Raw genomic sequence first — 23,834 nt, forward strand, 5'->3', positions numbered from 1 at the left:
CGCCCGGTTACATTTCGAACCCGGAAGCTAAGCCTTACAGCGCCGATGGTACTGCAGGGGGGACCCTGTGGGAGAGTAGGACACCGCCGAACAATCTTTGGAGGACCCCTGGTCACCAGCGTTCAGCTGGGACCAGGGGTCCTTTCGTTTTTACAATGCTTGCAGTACCGAAGACAGGAGTCACCGATGTCCACCAACTCTCCCGACGAGCGTCCGGAGCGTGATCAGCGCCGCCGGGACGTTGGCGAACGCGGTGACCGTGGCGGATACCGTGGTGGTCCGCGTCGCTCCAACGACCGTGGTGGGTACGGCCGTCGGGATGATCGTCGAGGCGACGACCGTGGTGACCGTGGCGGTTTTCGGCGTGACGACCGTCGTGATGACCGGCGTGACGAGCGTCGTGACGACCGGCGCGACGAGCGTCGTGACGACCGGCGCGATGGCGACCGTGGTGGCTACGGCCGGCGCGATGACCGCGACCGGGATCGCGACCGGGGTGACCGTGGCGGTTTCCGCCGTGACGACCGTCGTGATGACCGGCGTGACGAGCGTCGTGACGACCGGCGCGATGGCGACCGTGGTGGCTACGGCCGGCGCGATGACCGCGACCGGGATCGCGACCGGGGTGACCGTGGCGGTTTCCGCCGTGACGACCGCCCCTCGTACCGGCGTGACGACCGCCGCGACGACCGGCGTGACGACCGCCCCTCGTATCGGCGTGACGACCGCCGTGATGACCGGCGTGATGACCGCCCCTCGTATCGGCGTGATGACCGGCGTGACGACCGCCCTGACGACCGCCGTGACGCGGACCGCAGGGACGACCGCCGGGGCTTCCGCCGTGACGACGACCGTGGTTACGGCCGCGGTGACGACGACCGCGGTGGTTACGCGCGCCGTGACGACCGTGGTGACCGTGGCGGTTTTCGGCGGGACGACCGCCGTGATGACCGTCGTGATGACCGGCGCGATGGCGACCGTGGTGGCTACGGCCGGCGCGATGACCGCGACCGGGACCGCGACCGGGGTGACCGTGGCGGTTTCCGCCGTGACGACCGCCCCTCCTACCGCCGTGACGACCGGAGTGAACGAGGCGAGCGCGGCGAGCGCGGTGGCTTCCGCGGGCGTGACGACCGCGGCGGACGCGGCCCTCGTCGGGAGGACCGCGGTGGCCGCCCCGGCGGCTTCCGCGGCCGTGACGACCGTCGTGACGACCGTCGCGACGACCGGCGTGACGACCGGCGTGACGACCGGCGTGGCGGCTTCCGCGGCCGTGACGACCGGGACCGGGGTCGCGACCGTGACCGCGACCGGGAGCCGATCAAGCGGCTGCCGATCCCGCAGGAGGTCACCGGCGAGGAGATCGACAAGGACGTGCGGCAGGAACTGCAGAGCCTGCCCAAGACCCTCGCCGAGGATGTCGCCAGGAACCTGGTGATGGTCGCGCGGCTCATCGACGAGGACCCGGAGGCCGCCTACGGCTACTCCAGGGTCGCCCTGCGGTTGGCGTCCCGTGTCGCCGCCGTACGGGAGGCGGCCGGCTTCGCGGCGTACGCGAGCCAGAAGTACGCCGAGGCGCTCGCCGAGTTCCGAGCCGCCCGGCGGATGACCGGCAACGTCGACCTGTGGCCGGTCATGGCCGACTGCGAGCGTGGGCTCGGGCGGCCGGAGAAGGCACTGGACATGGCCGGGGCACCGGAGGTGCACAAGCTCGACAAGGCCGGGCAGGTGGAGATGCGGCTCGTCGCGGCCGGCGCCCGGCGGGACATGGGCCAACTGGACGCGGCCATCGTGACGTTGCAGAGCCCCGAGCTGGCCTCCAACTCCGTGCAGCCCTGGACCGCGCGGCTGCGGTACGCCTACGCCGACGCGTTGCTGGCCGTGGGACGGGAGGCCGAGGCGCGGGAGTGGTTCGCCAAGGCCGTCGAGGCCGACCGGGACGGCAGCACCGACGCCTCGGACCGGCTGGCCGAGCTGGACGGCGTGGAGTTCACCGACGCGCTCGACGAGAGCGAGGACACGGACGGCTCCCAGGACGCGTCCGAGGGCGGCTCCCCGGAGAGCCCGAAGGACGCCAAGGGCGTCGAGGACGACCGCGAGGTCTGACTCCCGCCGTGAGGCAGCGCCAGGACGGATGAGGGGTGGCCCGGACCGTGAAACCGGTCGGGGCCACCCCTCGTCCACGTCACAGGTCCAGTGCCCGCAGCACCAGCCCCGTCGCCGGCTTCGGGCCGAACGAGGTCGACTTGCGGGGCATCGTGATGCCCTGGCGGGCCAGCTCGCGGACCACCTCCTCACGCACCGGGTGCAGCAGGACGGCCGTACCGCCGTCGTGCTCGGCCTTCGCCACGGTGGCGGCCGTGTCGTGGATGTACGCGATACGGGTCGGATCGTCCTCGGGGATGTGCCAGACGTGCTCGAGGAGCGCGGCGTGCAGGACGGTCGCGTCCAGCGTGCGCCAGGCCGCCGGACGGTCGGACGGAACCGTGCGGGCCAGCAGTGCGGGGTCCGGGCGGTCCACGAGGTGGAAGGCGCCGTCGCCCGCGAGCAGGAAGGCGTTGCCCGCGCAGGCCGCGTCCGCCAGCACCGCCAGGGCCTCGGTCAAGGGCAGTTCCAGTCGCCGTACGCGGAACAGGCCGTCCAGCGTGGACACCGCGTCGGCGACCGGTACGCCGTGCAGCAGACGGTGGATGGCGCGGACCCGGAGGGGGTATCGGGCGGTGTCGACCAGGAGGACCAGGCCGAAGTCCCAGGCACTGGGGGAGGGGTGCTCGGCGCGCAGGCGCCGGTAGGTCGCCCAGCGATGGTGACCGTCGGCGATCAGCGCCTGCTGTTTCGCCAGTTCGTCGCCGATGGCGGCCAGGTCGGCGGGGTCGGTGACGGCCCACAGGCGGTGGTGGAAGCCGTCCTCGGTGGTCGTCGCCAGCAACGGGGGCCGGGAGGCGGCGCGTTCGACGACGCCGGCGGTGGCCGTGGTGGAGCCGTTGCCGCGGTAGGTGAGCAGCAGGGGTTCGAGATTGGTGCGGGTGGCCCGCATCAGGGCCGCTCGGTCCGCGACGACGTGCGGCATCACGTCCTCGTGCGGCAGCACCACGCCGTCCTCCGGATCCGACACGCGCAGCGCGCCGATCAGTCCCCGTTGCAGCATGCCGTCGCCGTCGCGCTGCTCGTAGACGTACAGGCCCGGTTCGGGGTCGAGGGTCAGCACGCCTTCGGACAGCCAGCGGCGCAGGGTGTCGGCCGCCTGCTCGTTGCGGGCGGAGGGCGTGTCGGCCTGGGGGAGGATCAGGCGGACGATGTTGTGGGGATCGGCGGACTGGAGGTGGTGCAGGCCGTCGGGGCGTACGACGACGTCGTACGGCGGGGACGTCACGGCGGCAAGGCTCCCGACCCGTTCGGGGGCGTAGCGAAGGCCTCGGAACGGAGTGAGTTCGAGGCCCCGGCGCGTTGGTGCCGGTGAGTGACCTGCTGTGTTCATCCCGGCATCGTACGTGTGTCGATGGCATGGGGGATGATCGGGGGAAAACCGGTACCACGAGGAGCGATGCGCAATGAGTCAGGGCGTCAGGCTGAGGCCCGAGGGCAGTGGGCAGGCCCTGAGCGAGGCGTACGACACGGCCCTGCTCGATCTGGACGGAGTGGTGTACGCGGGGGGCAGCGCGATCGCGCACGCGGTCGACTCGCTGGCCGCCGCCCGCGCGGCCGGGATGCACCTGGCGTACGTCACCAACAATGCGCTGCGCCCACCGGACACGGTGGCCGCGCACCTCACCGAGCTGGGTATACCGGCTCGGGCGTCCGATGTCGTGACCTCGGCGCAGGCGGTGGCCCGGCTGATCGCCGACCAGGTGCCGGAGGGGGCGCGGGTGCTGGTCATCGGCGGCGAGGGGCTGCGGGTGGCGCTGCGCGAGCGCGGTCTGGAGCCGGTGGAGTCGGCCGACGACGACCCGGTGGCGGTGGTGCAGGGGTACGGCGGTCCGGAGCTGCCGTGGGGGCGCTTCGCGGAAGCCTGTTACGCCATCGCGCGCGGGGTGCCGTGGTTCGCCTCCAACACCGATCTGACGATCCCGAGCGCGCGGGGCATCGCGCCCGGCAACGGCGCGGCGGTGGAGGTCGTGCGCATCGCGACGGGCGCGGAGCCGCAGGTGGCGGGGAAGCCGCTGCCGCCGATGCACCGCGAGACGATCCTGCGCACCGGCGCGCGGCGGCCCCTGGTCGTCGGGGACCGGCTGGACACGGACATCGAGGGCGCCTTCAACGGAGGGGTCGACTCGCTGCTGGTGCTGACCGGGGTCACCGACGGGGCGCGCCTGCTCACCGCGCCGCCGCGGCACCGGCCGACGTACGTGGACGCCGATCTGCGCGGGCTGCTCACCGGGCAGCCGGAGATCACTCGCGCGGGTGATGGTTTCCGGTGCGGTGGGTGGACGGCGACGGCCGGTGCGGACCGGTTGGAGCTGACCGGCGACGGGGAGTCGATGGACGGGCTGCGCGCGCTGTGCGCGGCGGCGTGGACGGCGGCGGGTGGCGAGAGCGCGTGTGAGCTGGACGGAGGGAAGGCGCTGGCACGACTGGGGTTGTGAAGCGGCCGTTCCCTGCGCACACGCTGACGCCTTGTCGAGACGGTAGCGAGGGTAGGCTAACCTAACTCCGTGTTGGTCGACAGTGTTCCGGAAGAGCGCGCCGCGGTGGCCGCGGCGCCACCGACCCGTCGTGGGGCGCGGGCCCTCGGGCTCCTCGCCTCCGCCGTGATCCTGGTGCTCGTGGCCCTGGCGAGCATCGCGGTCGGGGCGAAGGAGCTCTCGCCGGACCAGGTCTGGCACGGCCTGTTCCAGGACTCGGGGACCTACGGCGACGTCGTGGTCGGCGAGCGGCTGTCCCGGACCCTCCTGGGGCTGCTCGCCGGGGCCGCGCTCGGGCTGTCCGGGGCGGTGCTCCAGGCGCTGACCCGCAATCCGCTGGCCGACCCGGGGATCCTGGGCATCAACGCGGGCGCGGCGGCCGCCGTCGTCACCGCCATCACCTGGTTCGGCGTCACCAGCCTGAGCGGCTATGTGTGGTTCGCCTTCCTCGGCGCCGCCGTGGTGGGCGCGCTGGTGTGGTTCCTGGGCGGCGGACGGGGGGCCACGCCCGTACGGCTCGCGCTCGCCGGAACCGCGATCGGCGCCGCGCTCTACGGCTATCTCCAGGCCGTCATGATCATGGACGACGCGGCGCTGGGGAGGATGCGCTTCTGGACCGTGGGGTCCCTGGCCTCCGCCACGGACGCGACCATCGTCCAGGTGCTGCCGTTCTGCCTGGCCGGCACGGTCCTCGCACTGCTGCTCGCCCGGCCGCTCAACGCGGTCGCGATGGGCGACGACACCGCGCGCGCCCTCGGCGTGCGCCTCAACCGCACCCGGGCGCTGGCCATGCTCGCCGCGACCGTGCTGTGCGGGGCCGCGACCGCCGCCTGCGGGCCGATCGTCTTCGTCGGGCTGATGGTCCCGCACGTCGTCCGCTCCTTCACCGGGCCCGACCTGCGCTGGATCCTGCCCTACGCCACGGTCCTCTCCCCGGTGCTGCTGCTCGGCGCCGACGTCGTCGGACGGCTCGTCGCCCGGCCCGCCGAGGTCCAGGTCGGGGTCGTCACCGCGATCATCGGCGGCCCGGTGTTCATCCTGCTCGTACGGCGGCGGAGGACGGCCCAGCTGTGAAGACCACCACCCGCACCCCCGGCGCCGCCGCCCGCACTTCTCGTGCCGCCCCGGTGCCGCGGACCGCACGTGCCGTGCGCGCCCCGGGCGGGCTGTCCTTCCGCCTGGACGTCCGGGGGCTGACCGTCGTCGTGCTGCTGGTGCTGGCCGCCCTGGCCGCGAGTGTCGTGCTGATCGGCACCGGCGACTTCCCGATCCCGGCCTCGGACGTGCTGAAGACACTGCTCGGACAGGGCAGCCCGGGCCAGGAGTTCATCGTCCGTGAGCTGCGGCTGCCGCGGGTCCTGGTCGGGCTGCTGGTCGGCGCCTGCCTCGGACTGGGCGGGGCGCTGTTCCAGTCCGTCTCGCGCAACCCGCTGGGCAGCCCCGACGTCCTCGGCCTGGCCCAGGGTGCGACGGCCGGCGCGCTCACGGTGATCGTCCTGTTCTCCGGCGGCGCCGCCGCGGTCACCCTCGGCGCGCTCGTCGGCGGCCTGGTGACCGGGCTCGCCGTCTACCTCCTCGCCTGGAAGCGGGGCGTGCACGGATACCGGCTGGTCCTCGTCGGCATCGGCGTCAACGCGGTCGCCACCGCGGTCAACGGCTACCTGGTCACCAAGGCCGACTTCGTCGACGCGGCCCGCGCGGTCGTCTGGATGGCGGGCTCGCTCGACGGCCGGGACTGGAGCCAGGTGTGGCCTTTGGTGATCCTGTGCGTCCTGCTCCTGCCGCTCGTCCTCGGCAACGCGCGCGGGCTGCGGATGCTGGAGATGGGCGACGACACGGCGTACGCCCTCGGGGTGCGCGTGGAGCGCGTACGGCTGCTGCTGATGGCATCGGCGGTCCTGCTCACCGCGGCCGCCACCGCCGCGGCCGGTCCGGTCGCCTTCGTCGCCCTGACCGCGCCGCAGCTGGCCCGGCGCCTCACCCGGTCACCCGGCCCGAACCTGGTGCCGTCCCTGTGCATGGGCGCCGCCCTGCTCGTCACCGCCGACTGGGCCTCGCAGCGCGCCTTCGGCGCCGACCAGCTGCCCGTCGGCGTCGTCACCGGCGTGCTCGGCGGCGTGTACCTGCTCCGGCTGCTGGTCGCCGAGCGCAGGAAGGGCCGGATATGAGCACCCCCCACGAGCCGGGTCACGAGCCCGGCCACGAGCCCCGCCATGACTCCGCCGGCGAGCGGCACGAGAACAGCAGGAGGAGCACCGTGAACCGTCTGTCCGCCGACGACGTCACCCTCGCCTACGACCGACGGGTCATCGCCGAGCAACTGTCGGTGGAGATACCCGACAACTCCTTCACGGTGATCGTCGGCCCGAACGCGTGCGGCAAGTCCACGCTGCTGCGGGGGCTGTCCCGGATGCTCAAGCCCGCCCAGGGACGGGTGCTGCTCGACGGGCAGGTCATCCAGTCGATGCCCGCCAAGAAGGTCGCCCGCACGCTCGGCCTGCTGCCGCAGTCGTCGATCGCGCCCGACGGGATCACCGTCGGCGACCTGGTGGGCCGCGGCCGCTACCCGCACCAGGGTCTCCTACGGCAGTGGTCGGCCGAGGACGAGCGGGTCGTACAGGAGTCCATGGCGCGGACGGGCGTCGCCGAGCTCGCCGAACGGTACGTCGACGAGCTGTCGGGCGGCCAGCGGCAGCGCGTGTGGATCGCCATGGCCCTCGCCCAGCAGACACCGCTGCTGTTGCTCGACGAGCCGACGACGTATCTGGACATCCGTCACCAGATCGACGTCCTGGACCTGTGCGCCGAACTGCACGAGGAGCAGGGGCGCACCCTGGTCGCCGTGCTGCACGACCTCAACCACGCCGCCCGCTACGCCACCCACCTCGTCGCCCTGCGCGCCGGAAGGGTCGTCGCCCAGGGTGCGCCGAACGACATCGTCACGGCCGAGCTGGTGCGGGAGGTGTTCGGGCTGCGCTGTCAGGTCATCGAGGACCCCGAGACGGGGACCCCGCTGGTGGTGCCGGCCGCGCGCACGGCACGGGCCCGCAAGGCGGCGCCACGGGTGGAAGCCGGGCGCGTCGCCGGTGCTACAGAAGTTTCCTGAGCCGGAACAGGTCCAGCAGGCTCGCCTCCAGCTTCACCCGGCCCGACCCCCAGGCCGTGGCGAAGTGCAGCTCGCCGCCCACCAGCGCGACCAGGTCGTCGCCGGTCATCGCGAGCCGGATCCGGGCCTTCTCGGGCGGCGGCCCCTGGACGGTGTCCCGGACCTCGATCCGGCCGTCCCTCATGTGGCCCACGAAGCTGACGTCGAGGTCTGTGATGTGGCAGCTCACCGAACGGTCCAGGGCCGCCGCATCGCGGACGTCCCCTTCCGCGTTCGCCATGGTGTCGGAGAGTTTCTCGAGTGCGCGGCGGCACTCCTCGATCGTGGCCATCGCGACCGACGGTACCCCAGCGCGGCGAGGTAGCGTCTGGGCATGAGCGACTCAGTGCCCGAGACCGAGGCCCCGGTGGACGCGGTCGCGGACCAGGACAGCGCGGCCCCCGCGCACGCCACCGCCGCGGCCCCCGCGCCCGCCCCGGCCGGGGAACCCGCGCACGATCCGGCGGAACCCGCTGACGACCCCCTGGCACCCGGCGACCCCGCCCCCCTGGACATCCCCCGCACCCCCACCGGCGACGCCGGCGTGGACGCGGCCCTGGAGCGGCTCGGCGATGTGGACCACCTCGCCACCGACGGGCACGTGGAGGTGTACGAGGATGTACACGGGGCGCTGCGCGACGTGCTCACCGCGCTCGACGCCCGCCCGGGACCTCCGGCGCCCCCCGCGCCCTCACCGGCGCACCCACAGCCGTACCGACACAGGAGCTGAACCGAACGTGGCAGGAGTCGCACGCCGTCGTCTGGACGCGGAGCTGGTCCGCCGGAAGCTCGCGCGCTCGCGCGAACACGCCGGCCAGCTGATCGCCGCCGGGCGGGTCACCGTCGGCAAGACCGTCGCGACCAAGCCCGCCACACAGGTGGAGACCGCCGCCGCCATCGTGGTCGTCGCCGACGACAGCGATCCCGACTACGTCTCCCGGGGCGGCCACAAGCTCGCCGGCGCGCTCGCGGCGTTCGTCCCCCGCGGGCTCGTCGTCGAGGGCCGGCGCGCGCTGGACGCCGGCGCCTCCACCGGCGGCTTCACCGACGTCCTGCTGCGGGCGGGCGCCGCGCACGTCGTCGCCGTCGACGTCGGCTACGGTCAGCTCGCCTGGTCGCTCCGCAACGATGAACGCGTCAGCGTCAAGGACCGTACGAACGTACGCGAGTTGACGCTCGAGGCGATCGATGGGGAACCTGTGGATCTTGTCGTGGGGGATCTTTCCTTCATCCCGCTCGGCCTGGTGCTGCCCGCCCTGGCGCGGTGCGTGACGCCGGACGCCGACCTGGTGATGATGGTCAAACCGCAGTTCGAAGTGGGGAAGGAGCGGCTGGGCAGCGGGGGCGTCGTACGGAGTCCGCAGCTGCGGGCGGAGGCCGTGCGGGGAGTGGCGGACAGGGCGTGGGAGCTGGGGCTCGGGGTGAAGGGCGTCACCGCCAGTCCACTGCCCGGCCCGTCCGGGAACGTCGAGTACTTTCTCTGGCTGCGCGCCGGGGCGCCCGCCCCGGACCCGGCCGATGTCGACCGAGCAGTGGCGGAGGGGCCGCGTTGACACAGAACCGAGCGCGAACTGTTTTCCTGCTGGCCCACACCGGGCGGCCGGCCGCGATCCGCAGCGCGGAACTCGTGGTGAAGGGCCTGCTGCAGCACGACATCGGGGTGCGGGTACTGGAGGACGAGGCGCGCGACCTGCCGCTGCCCGACGAGGTGCGGCTGGTCAAGGAGGCCACCCCGCAGTGCCTGGACGGCTGCGAACTGCTGATCGTGCTCGGCGGCGACGGCACGCTGCTGCGCGGCGCCGAGTTCGCGCGCGCGTCCGGAGTGCCGATGCTCGGGGTCAACCTCGGGCGCGTCGGGTTCCTGGCGGAGGCCGAACGCGACGACCTCGACCGGGTGGTCGACCGGGTGGTGGCGCGGTCCTACGAGGTCGAGGAGCGCATGACCGTCGATGTCGTCGTGCAGCGCAACGGGGACATCGTGCACACGGACTGGGCGCTGAACGAGGCGGCCGTGCAGAAGGCCGGCGCCGAGAAGCTGCTGGAAGTCGTCCTGGAGATCGACGGCCGGCCGGTCACGGGGTTCGGCTGCGACGGGGTCGTGCTGTCGACGCCCACGGGCTCCACGGCGTACGCGTTCTCCGCCGGGGGACCGGTGGTGTGGCCCGAGGTGGAGGCCCTGCTGATGGTGCCGATCAGCGCGCACGCGCTGTTCGCGAAGCCGCTGGTCACCTCGCCCGACTCGGTGCTCGCCGTGGAGGTGCTGCCGCACATCCAGCCCGGTGTCCTGTGGTGCGACGGCCGGCGGACCATCGAGCTGCCGCCCGGCGCGCGCGTGGAGGTGCGGCGCGGGGCCGTGCCGGTGCGGCTGGCCCGGCTGCACCACGCGTCCTTCACCGACCGGCTGGTGGCGAAGTTCGCGCTGCCCACCACCGGGTGGCGCGGGGCGCCGCACCACTCGCCGGAGTGACAAGGGCGGGGCGGTCGCACTGGCCGCCCCGGACCTCGTATGGTCTTGTCCGTGCTGGAAGAGATGCGGATACGGTCGCTCGGAGTCATCGACGATGCCGTCGTCGAGCTCTCGCCCGGGTTCACCGCCGTCACCGGTGAGACGGGCGCGGGCAAGACCATGGTGGTCACCAGCCTGGGGCTGCTGCTCGGCGGGCGGGCCGACGCGGCGCTGGTGCGGCTCGGGGCGGACAAGGCGGTCGTCGAGGGGCGGGTCACCGTGCCCGGGGACGCCGCCGCCGTCGTGCGCGCCGAGGAGGCCGGTGCGGAGCTGGACGACGGGGCGCTGCTGATCAGCCGTACCGTTTCCGCGGAAGGGCGCTCGCGGGCCCACCTGGGCGGCCGGAGCGTGCCCGTGGGACTGCTCGCCGAGCTCGCCGACGACCTGGTGGCCGTGCACGGGCAGACCGACCAGCAGGGCCTGCTGAAGCTGTCCCGGCAGCGACAGGCCCTCGACCGGTACGCGGGCGACGCCGTCGCCGTGCCACTGGCCAAGTACACCGAGGCCTACCGGCGGCTGCGGGCGGTCTCCGCCGAGCTGGACGAGATCACCACGCGCGCGCGGGAGCGGGCCCAGGAGGCCGACATGCTCCGCTACGGCCTGGACGAGATCGCCGCCGTGGAACCGCGGGCCGGGGAGGACACGGAGCTGGCCGAGGAGGCGGAGCGGCTCGGGCACGCCGAGGCCCTGTCGTCCGCCGCCACGGCCGCGCACGCCGCTCTCGCGGGCAACCCGGAGGACCCCGAGGGCATCGACGCGGCCACCCTCGTCGCGGGCGCCCAGCGGGCGCTGGAAGCCGTGCGCGCGCACGACCCTGCGCTGGCCGCGCTCGCCGACCGGATCGGCGAGATCGGCATCCTGCTGGGTGACGTGGCCGGAGAGCTGGCCGGGTACGCCGACGACCTGGACGCCGACCCGCTGCGGCTGGCGGCCGTCGAGGAGCGGCGGGCCGCGCTGACCGCGCTGACCCGCAAGTACGGCGAGGACGTCGCCGCCGTGCTCGCCTGGGCCGAGCGGAGCGCCGCCCGGCTGACCGAGCTCGACTCCGACGACGAGCGGATCGGGGAGCTGACCGCCGAGCGGGACGCGCTGCGCACCGAACTGGGCGGTCTCGCACAGGCCTTGAGCGACGCCCGGACGGAGGCCGCGCAGCGGTTCGCCGCCGCGGTGACCGCCGAGCTGGCCTCGCTCGCCATGCCGCACGCGCGCGTGTCCTTCGACATCCGGCACACCGAGGACCCCGACGGCGTGGAGGTGGACGGCCGCACGGTCGCCTACGGGCCGTCCGGGGTCGACGAGGTGGAGCTGCTGCTCGCCCCGCACCCGGGGGCGCCGCCCCGGCCGATCGCCAAGGGCGCCTCCGGCGGTGAGCTGTCGCGCGTGATGCTGGCCGTCGAGGTCGTCTTCGCCGGGACCGACCCGGTGCCGACGTACCTCTTCGACGAGGTGGACGCCGGTGTCGGCGGCAAGGCGGCCGTGGAGATCGGCAGGCGGCTGGCGAAACTGGCCAGGACGGCGCAGGTCGTCGTGGTCACCCATCTGCCCCAGGTCGCCGCGTTCGCCGACCGGCAGCTGCTGGTGGAGAAGACGAACGACGGGTCGGTGACCCGGTCCGGCGTGAAGGTCCTGGAGGGCGAGGACCGCATCCGTGAACTCTCCCGGATGCTGGCCGGCCAGGAGGACTCCGAGACGGCCCGCGCGCACGCCGAGGAACTGCTCGCCACCGCCCGCGCGGATCAATAGGCGGGCGTACGGGCAGCGGTGCGTAGGGTGGCGGGATGATCTCCCGTCTCGCCACCTCCTTCACCCTGGCCGCCGGTCTCGGCCGCGCCACGACCACCGTCCTGCGCGCCACCGCGCCCGGCGGCGCCCGGCGCTGGGAGCGGACCAACCACGCGGGCCGCACGGTCGACCTGTACGCCGGGCCCGCCGCGGCCCTGGCGGCCGCGGTCGCCGCCGCCCGGGTGCGGCCCGCCGCCGGGCTCGCGGTGCTGGCGGCCGGTGTCTGCGGCGCCTACGACGACATCGCCGGCGCCGGTGACCCGCGGCGCGGGTTCCGCGCGCACCTCACGGCCCTGCGGCACGGCGAGATCACCAGCGGGGCGGTCAAGCTGTTCGGGATCGGAGCGGCCGGGCTGGCCGCCGGTGCGCTGCTGAAGGAGCGGCCGGTCGACAAGGTGCTCGCCGGCGTGGTGATCGCCGGGGCCGCGCACGCCGTCAACCTCCTGGACGTACGCCCCGGCCGCGCCGCCGGCGCGGTGCTCGCGCTCGCCGCCCCCGGACTGCTGCGGCGCGGACCGGGCGGCGAACTGGCCGCCGCCGCCACGGGAACCGCCGCCGCGGTCCTGCCCGACGATCTGGCGGAGCGCTCCATGCTCGGCGACACAGGGGCGCACGCCCTGGGCGCGGCCCTCGGCGCCGCTGCCGTCCTGAGCAACGGGCGCGCCGGACTGGTCGCCCACGCCGCCGCGGCCGTGGCGGCGGCCGTCCGCGGCGAGCGGGTGAGCCGGTGGGCGGCCCGCCCCATCTGAGCTGGGCGGCGCGTCCGAGGAAGCTCGGCGGAGACCGCCCGCAGCCGCGCGGCCGCTCCCGGCGGCGGGCGTCGGTCGAGCGGAGGCGCACCGGGCTGCCCGGGTGATCGGGTCGGCGGGCCGGAGCGCGTGCTGGAGGCGAGTCGTGCGAGCCGGCGCGTGGGAGGGGGCGCGGGGCGTGTCCCCCCACGGAGTGCGCCGTCCCGGGCGACCCGGGCCGCCCGGAACGGCCACTGAGAAGAGTTCCTTACTGGCGCGGCCCGGGTGCCCGGAACCTGCCGCTCGCGACCCCTGACGCCGGCCGGCCGGAGCCGGCCGGCGCGTCGTTCGAGAGCGGACCGCCGTCGCCATGGGCCTGTCAGATTCACTCGTGTGAGTGACGCCGGGACGTCGGGGAGGGGCGTGTCGTCCCGCTCGCCGGGACCCGCTGTGTCCGGAACACCCGTACGTACTGGCATCCTTGAGCCGGGGGCGGCACGCGGAGCGGGCGCGCGCGGTTCGGCCCCCGGCTCGATACCTTCTGTACGTTCCTCCGCGATTCCCCGTGACCGCCCGACGCCGAACCAGGAGCCCCGGCCGCGTGAGCCCCGTGAACAGCCGCGTACCGCACGGTCAGCAGACGCTGCGCACCGTGCAGGTGCTGGGCGGCGGCAACGCCGGCAGCAGCGCGCACGTGCGGTCGCTGGCCGCGGGGCTGGTCGCCCGGGGCGTACGGGTCACGGTGTGCGCTCCCGCCGAGACCGACCGCGCCTTCGATTTCGCCGCGGTCGGTGCCGAGCACGTCCCCGTGCCGCGCAGCAGCGACCCGGTGTCCGTGGCCGCGCTGCGCACGGTCTGCGCGGGCGCCGACCTGGTGCACGCGCACGGACTGCACGCCTCCTTCCGGGCGGCGCTCGCCCTCAGCGGCCGCCGCACCCCGCTCGTCGTCACCTGGCACAACCACACCCACGCCGAAGGTCCGCGCGGGCAGTTGTTGCGCGTACTGGAGCGACGGGTGGTCAGGTCGGCCACCCTGGTCCTGGGCACCACCTCCGAACTGGTGGACCGGGCCCGCCACCGGGGCGCGCGGGACGCCCGGCTCGCCGCGGTCGCCCTGCCCCGGCCACGCACCGGCTACGAGCACCCCGAGCGCCCCCGCTCCAAGGTGCGGGCCGAACTCGGCGCCACCGGACGGCCGTTGCTCCTCTCCGTCGCCTCCCTCGACCCGCACCGCGGCCACGAACTGCTGCTGGACGCCGCCCGCGCCTGGCGTCTCGCGGACCCGGTGCCGCTGGTCGTGATCGCGGGGGAGGGGCCGCTCCGCCCCCTGCTGCAACGCCGCATCGAGGACGAGCGGCTGCCGGTACGGCTCGTCGGCCGCCGCGGCGACGTGGGCGAACTGCTCGCCGCCGCCGACGTGGCGCTGCTGCCCGGCAGCCGGGAGGCCCGCTCCGTGCTCGCGCAGGAGGCCCTGCACGCGCGGGTGCCGCTCGTCGCCGCGCGGACCGGCGGCATCGGCGAACTCGTGGGCGAGGCGGCCGAACTCGTACCCCACGGGGACCCGGACGCGTTCGCCGCCGCCGTGCTGCGGCTGCTCGGCGACCCCGAACGCGGCCAGGAGCTGCGGGACCTGGGCGCCCGGCAGGCGGCCACCTGGCCCACCGAGGACGAGACCGTCGCCCAGGTGCTCAGCGTCTACGACGAGTTGACCCAGCCCCGGCCTCGGCCGCTCGGCCGGAGCTGGTGAACGCCCCGAAGGGACAGGGGAGTCGAGAGGCGAGGAGACCTCAGGAGACGTGCCGGCGGGCGCGCAGAGCCAGGCTCAACGCCAGGACCGTCTGCGGGTCGTCGAGGTCGGTGCCCAGCAACTCCCCGATCCGGGCGAGGCGGTTGTAGAGGGTCTGCCGGTTCAGATGCAGCTCGCGGGCCGTCTCCGCCTTGCGGCCCGCGTGCGCCAGGTACGTCTGCAGGGTGGGCAGCAGCGGCGGCTTGGAGCGCCGGTCGTGATCCAGCAGCGGGCCGATCGCCCGGTCCACGAAGGCCGCCAGGTCCGGGTGGTCGCGCAGCCGCCACAGCAGCAGGTCGATGTCGAGGCGGCGGGCGTCGTACCAGTCCCGTTCCGGCAGCCCCAGCGCCGCCGCCGCCGTCTCCGCGGCGTGCCTCAGGCCCGCCGAGGCCGCCGCCCAGCCTCCCGCCACCCCGACGACCACCACCGGCGGCTGCCCGCCCGGCCGCCGCATCCCGGCCCGCTCCACCCCGGCCCGCAGCGCCCCGGCGACCCGGCCGGCGACCGCCGTCCGCTCCGCCTCCGACCGCAGCCCGACCAGCAGCAGCACCCGGCCCTCGACCGGCCGCACGCCGAGGAGCACCGGCACGCCCACCGCCGTCAGCTCCTCGCCGACGGCGCGCGCCAGCACCGCCCAGCCGCCACCCGGAGCGAGGGCGTCCCCCAGCCGCATGACCACGGGCAACAGCGGACTGCCCCCCGGCCTGAACCCGAGGACCCGTGCCTGTGCGGGCGCGTCCTCGGCCGTGACACGCCCCTCGGCGAGATCGGTGAGGAAGTCGCCGCGCCCGCGGGCCGCCAGCTCCTCCTCCTGGCGGGCCTGCATCAGTACGACGGCCAGGATGCCCGCGGCCCGCTCGGCGGCCATGCGGTGCACCGGCGCGAGCGGTGAACGGACCGGCAGCAGCACGAGCCGCGCGCGCACCGATCCCGAGCCGGGGCCGCCGCCGGGCACGTCCACCAGGACCGAGCCGGCCGGGGGCGGGACGTCCTTGTGCTGGCCGCGCAGCCCCTCCCAGACCTGGAGCGGATCGGCCCCCTCGGGCCCGGAGCCCGCGGCGTACAGCAGCCGGCCCTCCGGGGTCTCCAGGAACACCGGGTTGTCGCCGAAGTCGGCCAGGATGCCGAGGACCTGCGGCACTCCGCCGCCGCCCAGCAGCGCCTCGGTACAGCGGCGGTGCACCTCCTCGGCGCGCTGGAGCAGCGCGTAGTGGCCGTTGACGATCTCGGTGTGGATCTCCTCGGTGACCGTCACGAACGGCACCTCGCGGTGCAGCTGGACGAGCGGCAGACCGGCGGCGCGTGCCGTCTCGACGAGGGCGGCGGGCAGGCGTGTGAAGCGCGGGCCCAGCTCGACGACCAGCGCCGCGATGCCGCGCTCGGCGAGGGTGCGGACGAACGCCCGCTGGTCGGCGGGACGGGTGCCCAGACCGTAGCCGGTGGTCAGCAGCAGCTCGCCGCCCTTGAGGAGCGAGGCGATGTTGGGGACCTCGCCGGCGTGCACCCAGCGGACGGTGCGGGTCAGGCGGTCGGCGCCGGCGAGGACCTCCGGGAGCCCGCTGCGCAGGCCGGGGAGGTCGAGGGCGCGCTGCACGGTGATGCCGGCGCCCTCGGTGTCGAGACTGCGGTCCATGAAGCGGACGGTACCCGTGCCCGCGGTGCCGCGGGCAGGCCGGCCCTCAGCCTCCGTACGCGCCGCTCGCCGTCAGCCTCAGGGCCGTGTCGATCAGCGGGACATGGCTGAAGGCCTGCGGGAAGTTGCCGACCTGGCGTTGCAGGCGCGGGTCCCATTCCTCGGCCAGGAGCCCCAGGTCGTTGCGGAGCGACAGCAGCTTCTCGAAGAGCTTGCGCGCCTCGTCGACGCGGCCGATCATCGCCAGGTCGTCCGCCATCCAGAAGGAGCAGGCGAGGAAGGCGCCCTCGTCGCCGGGGAGGCCGTCGACACCGCGGTGCTCGCCGTCGGTCGGGTAGCGCAGGATGAAGCCGTCCGTGGTGGACAGCTCGCGCTGGATCGCCTCGATGGTGCCGATCACCCGCTTGTCGTCCGGCGGCAGGAAGCCCATCTGCGGGATCAGCAGCAGGGAGGCGTCCAGCTCGCGCGATCCGTAGGACTGCGTGAAGGTGTTGCGCTCCTTGTCGTAGCCCTTCTCGCACACGTCCCGGTGGATCTCGTCGCGCAGCTCCTTCCACCGCTCCAGCGGGCCGTCGACGTCGCCGGACTCCAGCAGCTTGATCGTGCGGTCCACGGCGACCCACGCCATGACCTTGGAGTGCACGAAGTGGCGGCGCGGCCCGCGCACCTCCCAGATGCCCTCGTCCGGCTCCTGCCAGTGCTTCTCGAGGTAGCGGATCAGCTTGAGCTGGAGCAGCGAGGCGTAGTCGTTGCGGGCCAGGCCCGTCATGTTGCCCAGGTGCAGCGCCTCGGTGACCTCGCCGTAGACGTCCAGCTGGAGCTGGTGCGCGGCGCCGTTGCCCACCCGGACCGGCGCGGAGTTCTCGTAGCCGGGGAGCCAGTCCAGCTCCGCCTCGCCGAGTTCACGCTCACCGGCGATGCCGTACATGATCTGGAGGTTGTCGGGGTCCCCGGCGACCGCCCGCAGCAGCCACTCGCGCCAGGCGCGCGCCTCCTCGCGGTAGCCGGTGCGCAGCAGGGAGGACAGGGTGATCGCCGCGTCCCGCAGCCAGGTGTAGCGGTAGTCCCAGTTGCGCACGCCCCCGATGTCCTCCGGAAGGGACGTGGTGGGCGCCGCGACGATGCCGCCGGTCGGAGCGTACGTCAGCGCCTTGAGGGTGATCAGGGAGCGGATCACGGCCTCGCGGTAGGGCCCGTGGTACGTGCAGTGCGCGACCCAGTCGCGCCAGAAGTCCTCCGTCGCCTCCAGCGACTGCTCGGGCTCCGGCAACGGCGGCGGCTCCTTGTGCGAGGGCTGCCAGGAGATCGTGAACGCGACCCGGTCACCCGGAGCGACGGTGAAGTCCGCGTACGTGGTCAGCGACTCGCCGTAGGTCTCCACCTCTGTGTCGAACCACACGGAGTCCGGGCCGGCCACCGCCACCGTGCGCGACTCGTGCCGGTGCACCCAGGGCACCACCCGGCCGTAGGAGAAGCGCATGCGCAGCGCCGAGCGCATCGGAACCCGGCCCGTGACGCCCTCGACGATGCGGATCAGCTGCGGGGCGCCGTCACGCGGCGGCATGAAGTCGGTCACCCGGACCGTGCCGCGCGGGGTGTCCCACTCCGACTCCAGGACCAGCGAGTCGCCGCGGTAGCTGCGCCGGGCGGCCGCCGGCGGCCTGGCGTCGGCCTGGTGGGCGGGGCCCAGCCGCCAGAAACCGTGTTCCTCGTTACCCAGCAGACCGGCGAAGATGGCATGCGAGTCGAAGCGGGGCAGGCACAGCCAGTCGACCGTTCCGTCCCGGCAGACCAGGGCGGCGGTCTGCATGTCTCCGATGAGTGCGTAGTCTTCGATGCGCCCGGCCACGTGCAACTCCAGTCGAACGGCCACGTCACGCCCCACGAAAGGGGCTGTCGCTTAGTGCGGTCAAGGGGTGGTTGTAAAGCGTCGCTGAGCGGTGGAACGACCGCCGGTCGGCCTCGGGGGCAGAACGACAACCTTCGCTCAACGAACTGACGAGCTCTTGTTGTTCCGGTGTATACGGGCTGGGGTGTGCCGTGTTGCCGGCCGTGCTCGGCAGCGAGTGTCCGAGCAGGATACGACGCACGTACATGATCCGCGCGCCGCTCCCGGCAACCCGCATGCGCCGAACGGGTGAGCCACGGGTGAGGAAACTGTAAGCGGTCGACGTCCGTATCGGGTTGTGTGCGGAGCGTGGCCGGAAGCCATCGCCCTCCGGCGCTGATACCCTGGTAGCCCGTGGACCGGTGGGCTCGAAACCCCCGAACCGCAGCGACGGCACCCCAGCCGGACTACCCGGGTTCCCCGGGCCGGACCGCCGTACCGCACGACAGACCGCGACCACGGGAGCCCCCTCTTGGCCATGCCGCCCACTGTTTTCCGGAACAGCACAGCCACGACGACCAAGCACATCTTCGTCACCGGGGGTGTCGCCTCCTCGCTCGGCAAGGGCCTCACCGCCTCCAGCCTGGGCATGCTGCTCAAGGCCCGCGGCCTGCGCGTGGTGATGCAGAAGCTCGACCCGTACCTGAACGTGGACCCGGGCACCATGAACCCCTTCCAGCACGGTGAGGTGTTCGTCACCAACGACGGCGCCGAGACCGACCTGGACATCGGACACTACGAGCGCTTCCTCGACCGTGACCTGGACGGCACCGCCAATGTCACTACAGGCCAGGTGTACTCCACGGTGATCGCCAAGGAGCGGCGCGGCGAGTACCTCGGCGACACGGTGCAGGTCATCCCGCACATCACCAACGAGATCAAGCACCGCATCCGGCGCATGGCCACCGACGAGGTGGACGTCGTCATCACCGAGGTCGGCGGCACGGTCGGCGACATCGAGTCGCTGCCGTTCCTGGAGACCGTCCGCCAGGTGCGCCACGAGGTGGGCCGGGACAACGTCTTCGTGGTGCACATCTCGCTCCTGCCCTACATCGGCCCCTCCGGCGAGCTGAAGACCAAGCCGACCCAGCACTCGGTCGCCGCCCTGCGCAACATCGGTATCCAGCCGGACGCCATCGTGCTGCGCTGCGACCGCGAGGTGCCGACCGCGATCAAGCGCAAGATCTCCCTGATGTGTGACGTCGACGAGGCCGCCGTCGTGGCCTGCCCCGACGCCCGCTCCATCTACGACATCCCGAAGGTCGTGCACTCCGAGGGCCTGGACGCGTACGTGGTGCGCAAGCTGGACCTGCCCTTCCGTGACGTGGACTGGACGACCTGGGACGACCTGCTCGACCGCGTCCACAACCCCGACCACGAGATCACCCTCGCCCTGGTCGGCAAGTACATCGACCTGCCCGACGCCTACCTGTCGGTGACCGAGGCGCTGCGCGCGGGCGGCTTCGCCAACAAGGCCCGGGTGAAGATCAAGTGGGTCACCTCCGACGACTGCAAGACCCCGGCCGGCGCCCAGGCGCAGCTCGGGGACGTCGACGGCATCTGCATCCCGGGCGGGTTCGGTGACCGCGGGGTGCTCGGCAAGGTGGGCGCCATCCGCTACGCCCGTGAGAACAAGATCCCGCTGCTCGGCCTGTGCCTGGGCCTGCAGTGCATCGTGATCGAGGCCGCGCGCAACCTGGCCGACGTCCCGGACGCCAACTCCACCGAGTTCGACCCGGCCACCGCCCACCCGGTCATCTCCACCATGGCCGAGCAGATGGACATCGTCGCCGGTGAGGGCGACATGGGCGGGACCATGCGGCTGGGGATGTACCCGGCCAAGCTGGCCGAGGGCTCGATCGTGCGGGAGGTCTACGACGGCAAGGAGTACGTCGAGGAGCGCCACCGCCACCGCTACGAGGTCAACAACGCCTACCGCGCCGAGCTGGAGAAGAAGGCGGGCATCGTCTTCTCCGGCACGTCCCCCGACGGCAAGCTCGTCGAGTACGTGGAGTACCCGCGCGACGTCCACCCCTACCTGGTCGCCACGCAGGCGCACCCGGAGCTGCGGTCGCGCCCGACCCGCCCGCACCCGCTGTTCGCGGGCCTGGTGAAGGCCGCGGTCGAGCGGAAGAACTCGAAGTAGCACACCCGGTTGTACGGTTGCCGGGGTGCCCACCCCTCAACGGCGGGCACCCCGGCTTTTGTGTACGTCAGTACGCGCGAGGTACACGTGGGTATGCGTGGGGAAGGGCAGTGCATGGCGATCAAGGACACCCCCGAGGAGTGGGAGATCCGGGGGACGCGGACCCCGTTCACCGGGGCCAAGACCTCGGTCCGGACGGACGACGTGGTCATGCCGGACGGCTCGGTGGCCACGCGTGACTACCAGGTCCACCCCGGTTCGGTGGCCGTCCTCGCCCTGGACGCCGACGACAGGGTCCTGGTCATCCGCCAGTACCGCCACCCGGTGCGACAGCGGCTGTGGGAGATCCCGGCCGGCCTGCTCGACGTGCCCGGCGAGAACCCGCTCCACGCGGCGCGGCGCGAGCTGTACGAGGAGGCGCACGTCAAGGCCGAGGACTGGCGCGTGCTGACCGACGTGTACACCACCCCCGGCGGCTGCGACGAGGCCGTGCGGATCTTCCTCGCCCGCGACCTGTCCGAGGCGGAGGGCGAGCGCTTCGCGGCCGAGCACGAGGAGACCGACATGGAGCTGGACCGGGTGCCGGTCGCGGACCTGGCGCGTGGCGTGCTCGCGGGCGAGCTGCACAACAACTGCCTGGTCGTGGGCGTCCTGGCGCTGCTGGCGGCCCGGCAGGGCGACGGCCTGGACGCGCTGCGCCCGGCGGAGGCGCCCTGGCCGGCCCGGCCCTTCGAGTCGTGAGACCGGCGCGCCGGCGCCTCGCGCGGGCCGCGCTCGCTCTGGCGGTGACGGCGGCGGCCGGCGCCTGGGCGGTCACCACCTGGCGGAGCCGGCAGGTGCACCCGGCGACGGTCCCGTCCCGCTCCGCGCTCGTCGGCACCTGGCAGGCGGAGGAGGGGGAGGGCCGGGTCCGTCTCGACGCGGACGGCCGTTTCCGGGCCACGGACGTGCCCGCCGGGATGGTCACTCCCCGCCCATGGACCGACGGGCCGGCCGGGACCGCCGGCACCTGGTCCCTGAGCCTCGGCGGCGGCCGGGTGGCCCTGACACCGGACGACGCCCGCGCCGCCGGGCCGGACGGCCTCGGTCTGGGCGTGGTGGAGACCGGAAACGACACGCATCTGTGCGTGGAGTCGCAGTCCCAGGGGGTGCTCTGCGACCTGCTGCTGCGCCGGGCTCCCGGGTGAGCCGGACGGGCCGGCGCACGGCGTGTCATGGTGCCGGTGTGACCATCGCCTGATCCGATCGGGCGATGTGGTCGCTGTGCCCCGCCGTGCTCCTCCCGGAACGTCGCAGAGAGTGAACTAGGCTCTTCGATGGCCCGCACCGGAGTCCCGGCGGGCTCGCGCGTTGCGGTGGGACGGAGTGTGGCCCGTGACGGATCAGGCGGTGGACGCAGGCGGCATGAACCTGTCGGGAGACGACCGGTCGCCGGCGGCCACGCCACGCCTCTTCCTGGGCCGCACACGGGAGCTGAAGGAGCTGCGCGCCGACATCGAACGGGCCGGCCTCGACACCATCTCCGGCCGCAAGGCCCCCCGCGCGCGCGTGCTCCTCATCGCGGGCCGGCCCGGCTCCGGCCGTACGGCACTCGCCGAGAAACTGGTCCGGCAGGTCGCCCACCGCTACCCCGACGGCGTGCTGCGCGCCCGGCTCACCGAGCCCGGCGGCACCCCGGTGCCCGTCGAGCGCGCCGCCCGCGACCTGCTGACCGCGCTCGGCCTGCCCACCCCTCCCGGCGCCGCCGAGGACGACCTGGCGAAGACCCTGCGGGACGCCCTCGCCGAGCGCCGCGTCCTGCTTCTGCTCGACGACGCGGCCGGCGCCGACCAGGTCGACGCCCTGCTGCCCGACAACGCCGACTGCCTGCTCGTCGCGGTCGCCCGGGGCCCGCTCACCGGCATCGCCGACGTCCGCCCCTGCACCCTGGGCGGGCTGGACACCAAGTCCGGGGTGGAGCTGCTGGCGCACACCATGGACCCGGTGCGCATCACCGTCGACCCGCGCGCCGCCGAGCATCTCGTCGAGGTGTGCCAGGGCCATCCGGCCGCCCTCGTCCTGGCCGGCGGCTGGCTCGCCGCCCGGCCCAAGGCGGCCGTCTCCGACCTCGCCAAGCAACTGCACGCCGACCCGGAGGAGGGCGGCCCGCTCGGCCGCGTCCTGCGCCTCGTGCACGAGACCCTGCCCGGCCCCGCCGCCCGGATGCTGCGCCTGCTCGCCCTCGCCCCGGCCGGCGACGTCGACCCGCACACCGCATCCGCGCTCGCCGGCTGCTCGCTGGACGTGGCCCGCGAGCTGCTCGACGACTTCGCCGCCCTCGGCCTGCTGCGGACCGTCCCCGCGCCGATGCCGTGCTACGAGGTGCCCGGTTGTCTGCATCCGCTGCTGACGTCCCTCGCCGACCGCCACGACCGGCCCGCCGAGCTCCAGCTGGCCCGGGCCCGGATGCTGGAGCGCACCGTGCGGCTCCTCCAGTCCTGCCGCGCGATCACCGAGACCGACAGCTCCGAGACCCGTGAGCGGCTCAAGAGCCTGCCGCCCGCGCTGCGCTTCGCCACCCCGCGGGCCGCCGAGGACTGGCTGCTCGCCCGCCGCCGCGCGCTGCTCGCCGCCGCCCGCCTCGCGGTCGCCGACGGCGAGCTCGACACGCTGGCCCGTCGCCTGATGTCGCAGCTGGTGCGGGCCATGGTCGCCCACCTGGGCACCCAGGCCGCCGCCGGTGACCTGTACGGCATCCACCGCCTCGTCCTCGACGTGGCCGAGCGGCAGAGCCTGCCCCGGGAGCAGGCCGCCGCCCTGTTGAACCTCGCCGACCTGGACGCCCGCACCGGCCGGACGGCCCAGGCGCTGACCCGCTACCGGGCCGCGCTGGACGCCGGCCGCGCGGCGAACGACCCGTACGCGACCGGCCGCGCGATGGAATCCGTAGGCGGCGCCCACCAGGAGCTCGGCGATCACGACCGGGCGGCCGACTGGTACGGCCGGGCGCTCGCCCAGCGGCTGGCGCGGGGCGAAGACACGGACGCCGCTCGGCTGTACGGCCGGATCGCCACGGCGCACACCTACGCGGGCCGCTACGGAGAGGCGCTGCGCAACTGGCGGGCCTCCGCCGCCGCGCACCGCAGGACCGGCGATGTGGCGGCCCACGCGCGAGCGTTGAGCGAGCTGGCCCGCGTCCAGGAGTACGCGGGCCGGCCCGAGGAGTGCCTGCGCACCTGCCAGGAGGCCGTCGAGTGGGCCCGCCGCGCCGGGGACGTACGGCTCCGGGCCGCGCTCCAACTCAGGCTGGCCGACACCCTGGAGCGGCTCGGCGACCCGGCCGCCGCGGCCCTGCACCGCGGCGCGGCCGAGCGCCTGCTCACCGGCGAGACCCGGCCGGACGGCGGGACCCCGGCGGACGACGAGCCGGACGACAGGGACGACACAGACGACACATCACGGGAACACGCTGCTGATGCCTGCGAAATCCGCAGCACATTCAATGAAGATTGATGCAATGAAAGGCTAGACAGCGAGAACGCCTTCATTAGACTGGCTCTGCCGCTCGTTCTCCTGCGGTGTCTCCCGGTATGCCCCCGCATGCCGGGGTACGTCACTA

20 protein-coding genes and 1 rRNA gene are annotated in these 23,834 nt (G+C 73.8%); 17 read left to right on the forward strand and 4 right to left on the reverse strand.

What is annotated here, in order from left to right:
- The 3 genes from rrf to ACWDUZ_RS36045 all read left to right on the forward strand — a co-directional run.
- Positions 1-92: ribosomal RNA gene (gene rrf, locus ACWDUZ_RS36035) — 5S ribosomal RNA — on the forward strand; the annotation flags it as partial.
- Between the two features lie 128 nt (positions 93-220).
- Positions 221-1,438, forward strand: a complete 1,218-nt coding sequence (locus ACWDUZ_RS36040) for a hypothetical protein (RefSeq protein ID WP_451636075.1) — start codon at positions 221-223, stop codon at positions 1,436-1,438.
- Complete coding sequence (locus ACWDUZ_RS36045) at positions 1,330-2,106, forward strand: hypothetical protein (RefSeq protein ID WP_451636076.1); 777 nt, start codon at positions 1,330-1,332, stop codon at positions 2,104-2,106. Before ACWDUZ_RS36040 ends, ACWDUZ_RS36045 begins: the two co-directional genes overlap by 109 nt.
- A gap of 79 nt (positions 2,107-2,185) precedes the next feature.
- Here ACWDUZ_RS36045 and ACWDUZ_RS36050 read toward each other — a convergent pair whose 3' ends face one another.
- Positions 2,186-3,478: a DUF1015 domain-containing protein gene (locus ACWDUZ_RS36050; protein WP_451636048.1), complete on the reverse strand. Its 1,293-nt coding sequence runs from the start codon at positions 3,476-3,478 to the stop codon at positions 2,186-2,188.
- Between the two features lie 73 nt (positions 3,479-3,551).
- On the opposite strand from ACWDUZ_RS36050, the gene ACWDUZ_RS36055 reads away from it, so the two are divergent.
- From ACWDUZ_RS36055 to ACWDUZ_RS36070, 4 genes are all read left to right on the forward strand, one after another.
- Positions 3,552-4,583: an HAD-IIA family hydrolase gene (locus ACWDUZ_RS36055; protein WP_451636049.1), complete on the forward strand. Its 1,032-nt coding sequence runs from the start codon at positions 3,552-3,554 to the stop codon at positions 4,581-4,583.
- Positions 4,584-4,652: 69 nt separating this feature from the next.
- Positions 4,653-5,696, forward strand: coding sequence for a FecCD family ABC transporter permease (locus ACWDUZ_RS36060; protein WP_451636050.1), 1,044 nt, complete (start codon positions 4,653-4,655; stop codon positions 5,694-5,696).
- Positions 5,697-5,749: 53 nt separating this feature from the next.
- Positions 5,750-6,790, forward strand: coding sequence for a FecCD family ABC transporter permease (locus ACWDUZ_RS36065; RefSeq protein WP_451636077.1), 1,041 nt, complete (start codon positions 5,750-5,752; stop codon positions 6,788-6,790).
- On the forward strand, positions 6,787-7,728 hold the full coding sequence (locus ACWDUZ_RS36070; RefSeq protein WP_451636051.1) for an ABC transporter ATP-binding protein: 942 nt from the start codon (positions 6,787-6,789) through the stop codon (positions 7,726-7,728). Before ACWDUZ_RS36065 ends, ACWDUZ_RS36070 begins: the two co-directional genes overlap by 4 nt.
- On the opposite strand, the gene ACWDUZ_RS36075 is transcribed toward ACWDUZ_RS36070, so the two are convergent.
- Positions 7,712-8,059 (reverse strand): sterol-binding protein, encoded by a 348-nt coding sequence (locus ACWDUZ_RS36075; RefSeq protein ID WP_451636052.1) that lies wholly within the window; start codon positions 8,057-8,059, stop codon positions 7,712-7,714. The two genes, ACWDUZ_RS36070 and ACWDUZ_RS36075, sit on opposite strands and share 17 nt — an antisense overlap.
- Positions 8,060-8,101: 42 nt before the next feature.
- Between ACWDUZ_RS36075 and ACWDUZ_RS36080 the strand changes: the two genes are divergently transcribed.
- From ACWDUZ_RS36080 to ACWDUZ_RS36105, 6 genes are all read left to right on the forward strand, one after another.
- On the forward strand, positions 8,102-8,497 hold the full coding sequence (locus ACWDUZ_RS36080) for a hypothetical protein (RefSeq protein WP_451636053.1): 396 nt from the start codon (positions 8,102-8,104) through the stop codon (positions 8,495-8,497).
- Positions 8,498-8,504: 7 nt separating this feature from the next.
- Complete coding sequence (locus ACWDUZ_RS36085) at positions 8,505-9,320, forward strand: TlyA family RNA methyltransferase (RefSeq protein WP_451636054.1); 816 nt, start codon at positions 8,505-8,507, stop codon at positions 9,318-9,320.
- Entirely contained in the window at positions 9,317-10,234 is a 918-nt protein-coding gene (locus tag ACWDUZ_RS36090; protein ID WP_451636055.1) for an NAD kinase, read from the forward strand. Before ACWDUZ_RS36085 ends, ACWDUZ_RS36090 begins: the two co-directional genes overlap by 4 nt.
- Positions 10,235-10,273: 39 nt before the next feature.
- Positions 10,274-12,016: a DNA repair protein RecN gene (gene recN, locus ACWDUZ_RS36095; protein ID WP_451636056.1), complete on the forward strand. Its 1,743-nt coding sequence runs from the start codon at positions 10,274-10,276 to the stop codon at positions 12,014-12,016.
- A 35-nt stretch (positions 12,017-12,051) separates the two neighbouring features.
- The gene (locus tag ACWDUZ_RS36100; RefSeq protein ID WP_451636057.1) at positions 12,052-12,804 is read left to right on the forward strand and encodes a hypothetical protein; all 753 of its coding nucleotides are present in this window, start codon (positions 12,052-12,054) and stop codon (positions 12,802-12,804) included.
- A 580-nt stretch (positions 12,805-13,384) separates the two neighbouring features.
- Positions 13,385-14,530 carry a glycosyltransferase family 4 protein gene (locus tag ACWDUZ_RS36105; protein ID WP_451636058.1) on the forward strand — a complete coding sequence of 382 codons (1,146 nt, stop codon included), beginning with the start codon at positions 13,385-13,387 and terminating at the stop codon, positions 14,528-14,530.
- 40 nt (positions 14,531-14,570) lie between these two features.
- Here the strand turns inward: ACWDUZ_RS36105 and ACWDUZ_RS36110 are convergent, their stop codons facing one another.
- On the reverse strand, positions 14,571-16,202 hold the full coding sequence (locus ACWDUZ_RS36110) for a PucR family transcriptional regulator (protein WP_451636059.1): 1,632 nt from the start codon (positions 16,200-16,202) through the stop codon (positions 14,571-14,573).
- Between the two features lie 46 nt (positions 16,203-16,248).
- Positions 16,249-18,051 (reverse strand): glycoside hydrolase family 15 protein, encoded by a 1,803-nt coding sequence (locus ACWDUZ_RS36115; protein WP_451636078.1) that lies wholly within the window; start codon positions 18,049-18,051, stop codon positions 16,249-16,251.
- A 517-nt stretch (positions 18,052-18,568) separates the two neighbouring features.
- Between ACWDUZ_RS36115 and ACWDUZ_RS36120 the strand changes: the two genes are divergently transcribed.
- From ACWDUZ_RS36120 to ACWDUZ_RS36135, 4 genes are all read left to right on the forward strand, one after another.
- Complete coding sequence (locus tag ACWDUZ_RS36120; RefSeq protein WP_451636060.1) at positions 18,569-20,236, forward strand: CTP synthase; 1,668 nt, start codon at positions 18,569-18,571, stop codon at positions 20,234-20,236.
- Between the two features lie 114 nt (positions 20,237-20,350).
- Positions 20,351-20,977, forward strand: coding sequence for an NUDIX domain-containing protein (locus ACWDUZ_RS36125; RefSeq protein ID WP_451636061.1), 627 nt, complete (start codon positions 20,351-20,353; stop codon positions 20,975-20,977).
- Positions 20,974-21,423 (forward strand): hypothetical protein, encoded by a 450-nt coding sequence (locus ACWDUZ_RS36130; RefSeq protein ID WP_451636062.1) that lies wholly within the window; start codon positions 20,974-20,976, stop codon positions 21,421-21,423. The genes ACWDUZ_RS36125 and ACWDUZ_RS36130 overlap by 4 nt, the downstream gene beginning before the upstream one ends.
- Before the next feature lie 187 nt (positions 21,424-21,610).
- On the forward strand, positions 21,611-23,728 hold the full coding sequence (locus ACWDUZ_RS36135) for a tetratricopeptide repeat protein (protein ID WP_451636063.1): 2,118 nt from the start codon (positions 21,611-21,613) through the stop codon (positions 23,726-23,728).
- Positions 23,729-23,834: the final 106 nt, after the last annotated feature.

Source organism: Streptomyces sp. NPDC003393 (assembly GCF_053589015.1).

Excerpts from the sequence above, each read along its gene's own strand:
- recN (WP_451636056.1), top strand. The coding sequence starts at position 10,274 with ATGGTCTTGTCCGTGCTGGAAGAGATGCGGATACGGTCGCTCGGAGTC.
- ACWDUZ_RS36080 (WP_451636053.1), top strand. The coding sequence starts at position 8,102 with ATGAGCGACTCAGTGCCCGAGACCGAGGCCCCGGTGGACGCGGTCGCG.
- ACWDUZ_RS36100 (WP_451636057.1), top strand. The coding sequence starts at position 12,052 with ATGATCTCCCGTCTCGCCACCTCCTTCACCCTGGCCGCCGGTCTCGGC.
- ACWDUZ_RS36110 (WP_451636059.1), bottom strand. The coding sequence starts at position 16,202 with ATGGACCGCAGTCTCGACACCGAGGGCGCCGGCATCACCGTGCAGCGC.
- ACWDUZ_RS36120 (WP_451636060.1), top strand. The coding sequence starts at position 18,569 with ATGCCGCCCACTGTTTTCCGGAACAGCACAGCCACGACGACCAAGCAC.
- ACWDUZ_RS36075 (WP_451636052.1), bottom strand. The coding sequence starts at position 8,059 with ATGGCCACGATCGAGGAGTGCCGCCGCGCACTCGAGAAACTCTCCGAC.
- ACWDUZ_RS36055 (WP_451636049.1), top strand. The coding sequence starts at position 3,552 with ATGAGTCAGGGCGTCAGGCTGAGGCCCGAGGGCAGTGGGCAGGCCCTG.
- ACWDUZ_RS36125 (WP_451636061.1), top strand. The coding sequence starts at position 20,351 with ATGGCGATCAAGGACACCCCCGAGGAGTGGGAGATCCGGGGGACGCGG.
- ACWDUZ_RS36070 (WP_451636051.1), top strand. The coding sequence starts at position 6,787 with ATGAGCACCCCCCACGAGCCGGGTCACGAGCCCGGCCACGAGCCCCGC.
- ACWDUZ_RS36050 (WP_451636048.1), bottom strand. The coding sequence starts at position 3,478 with ATGAACACAGCAGGTCACTCACCGGCACCAACGCGCCGGGGCCTCGAA.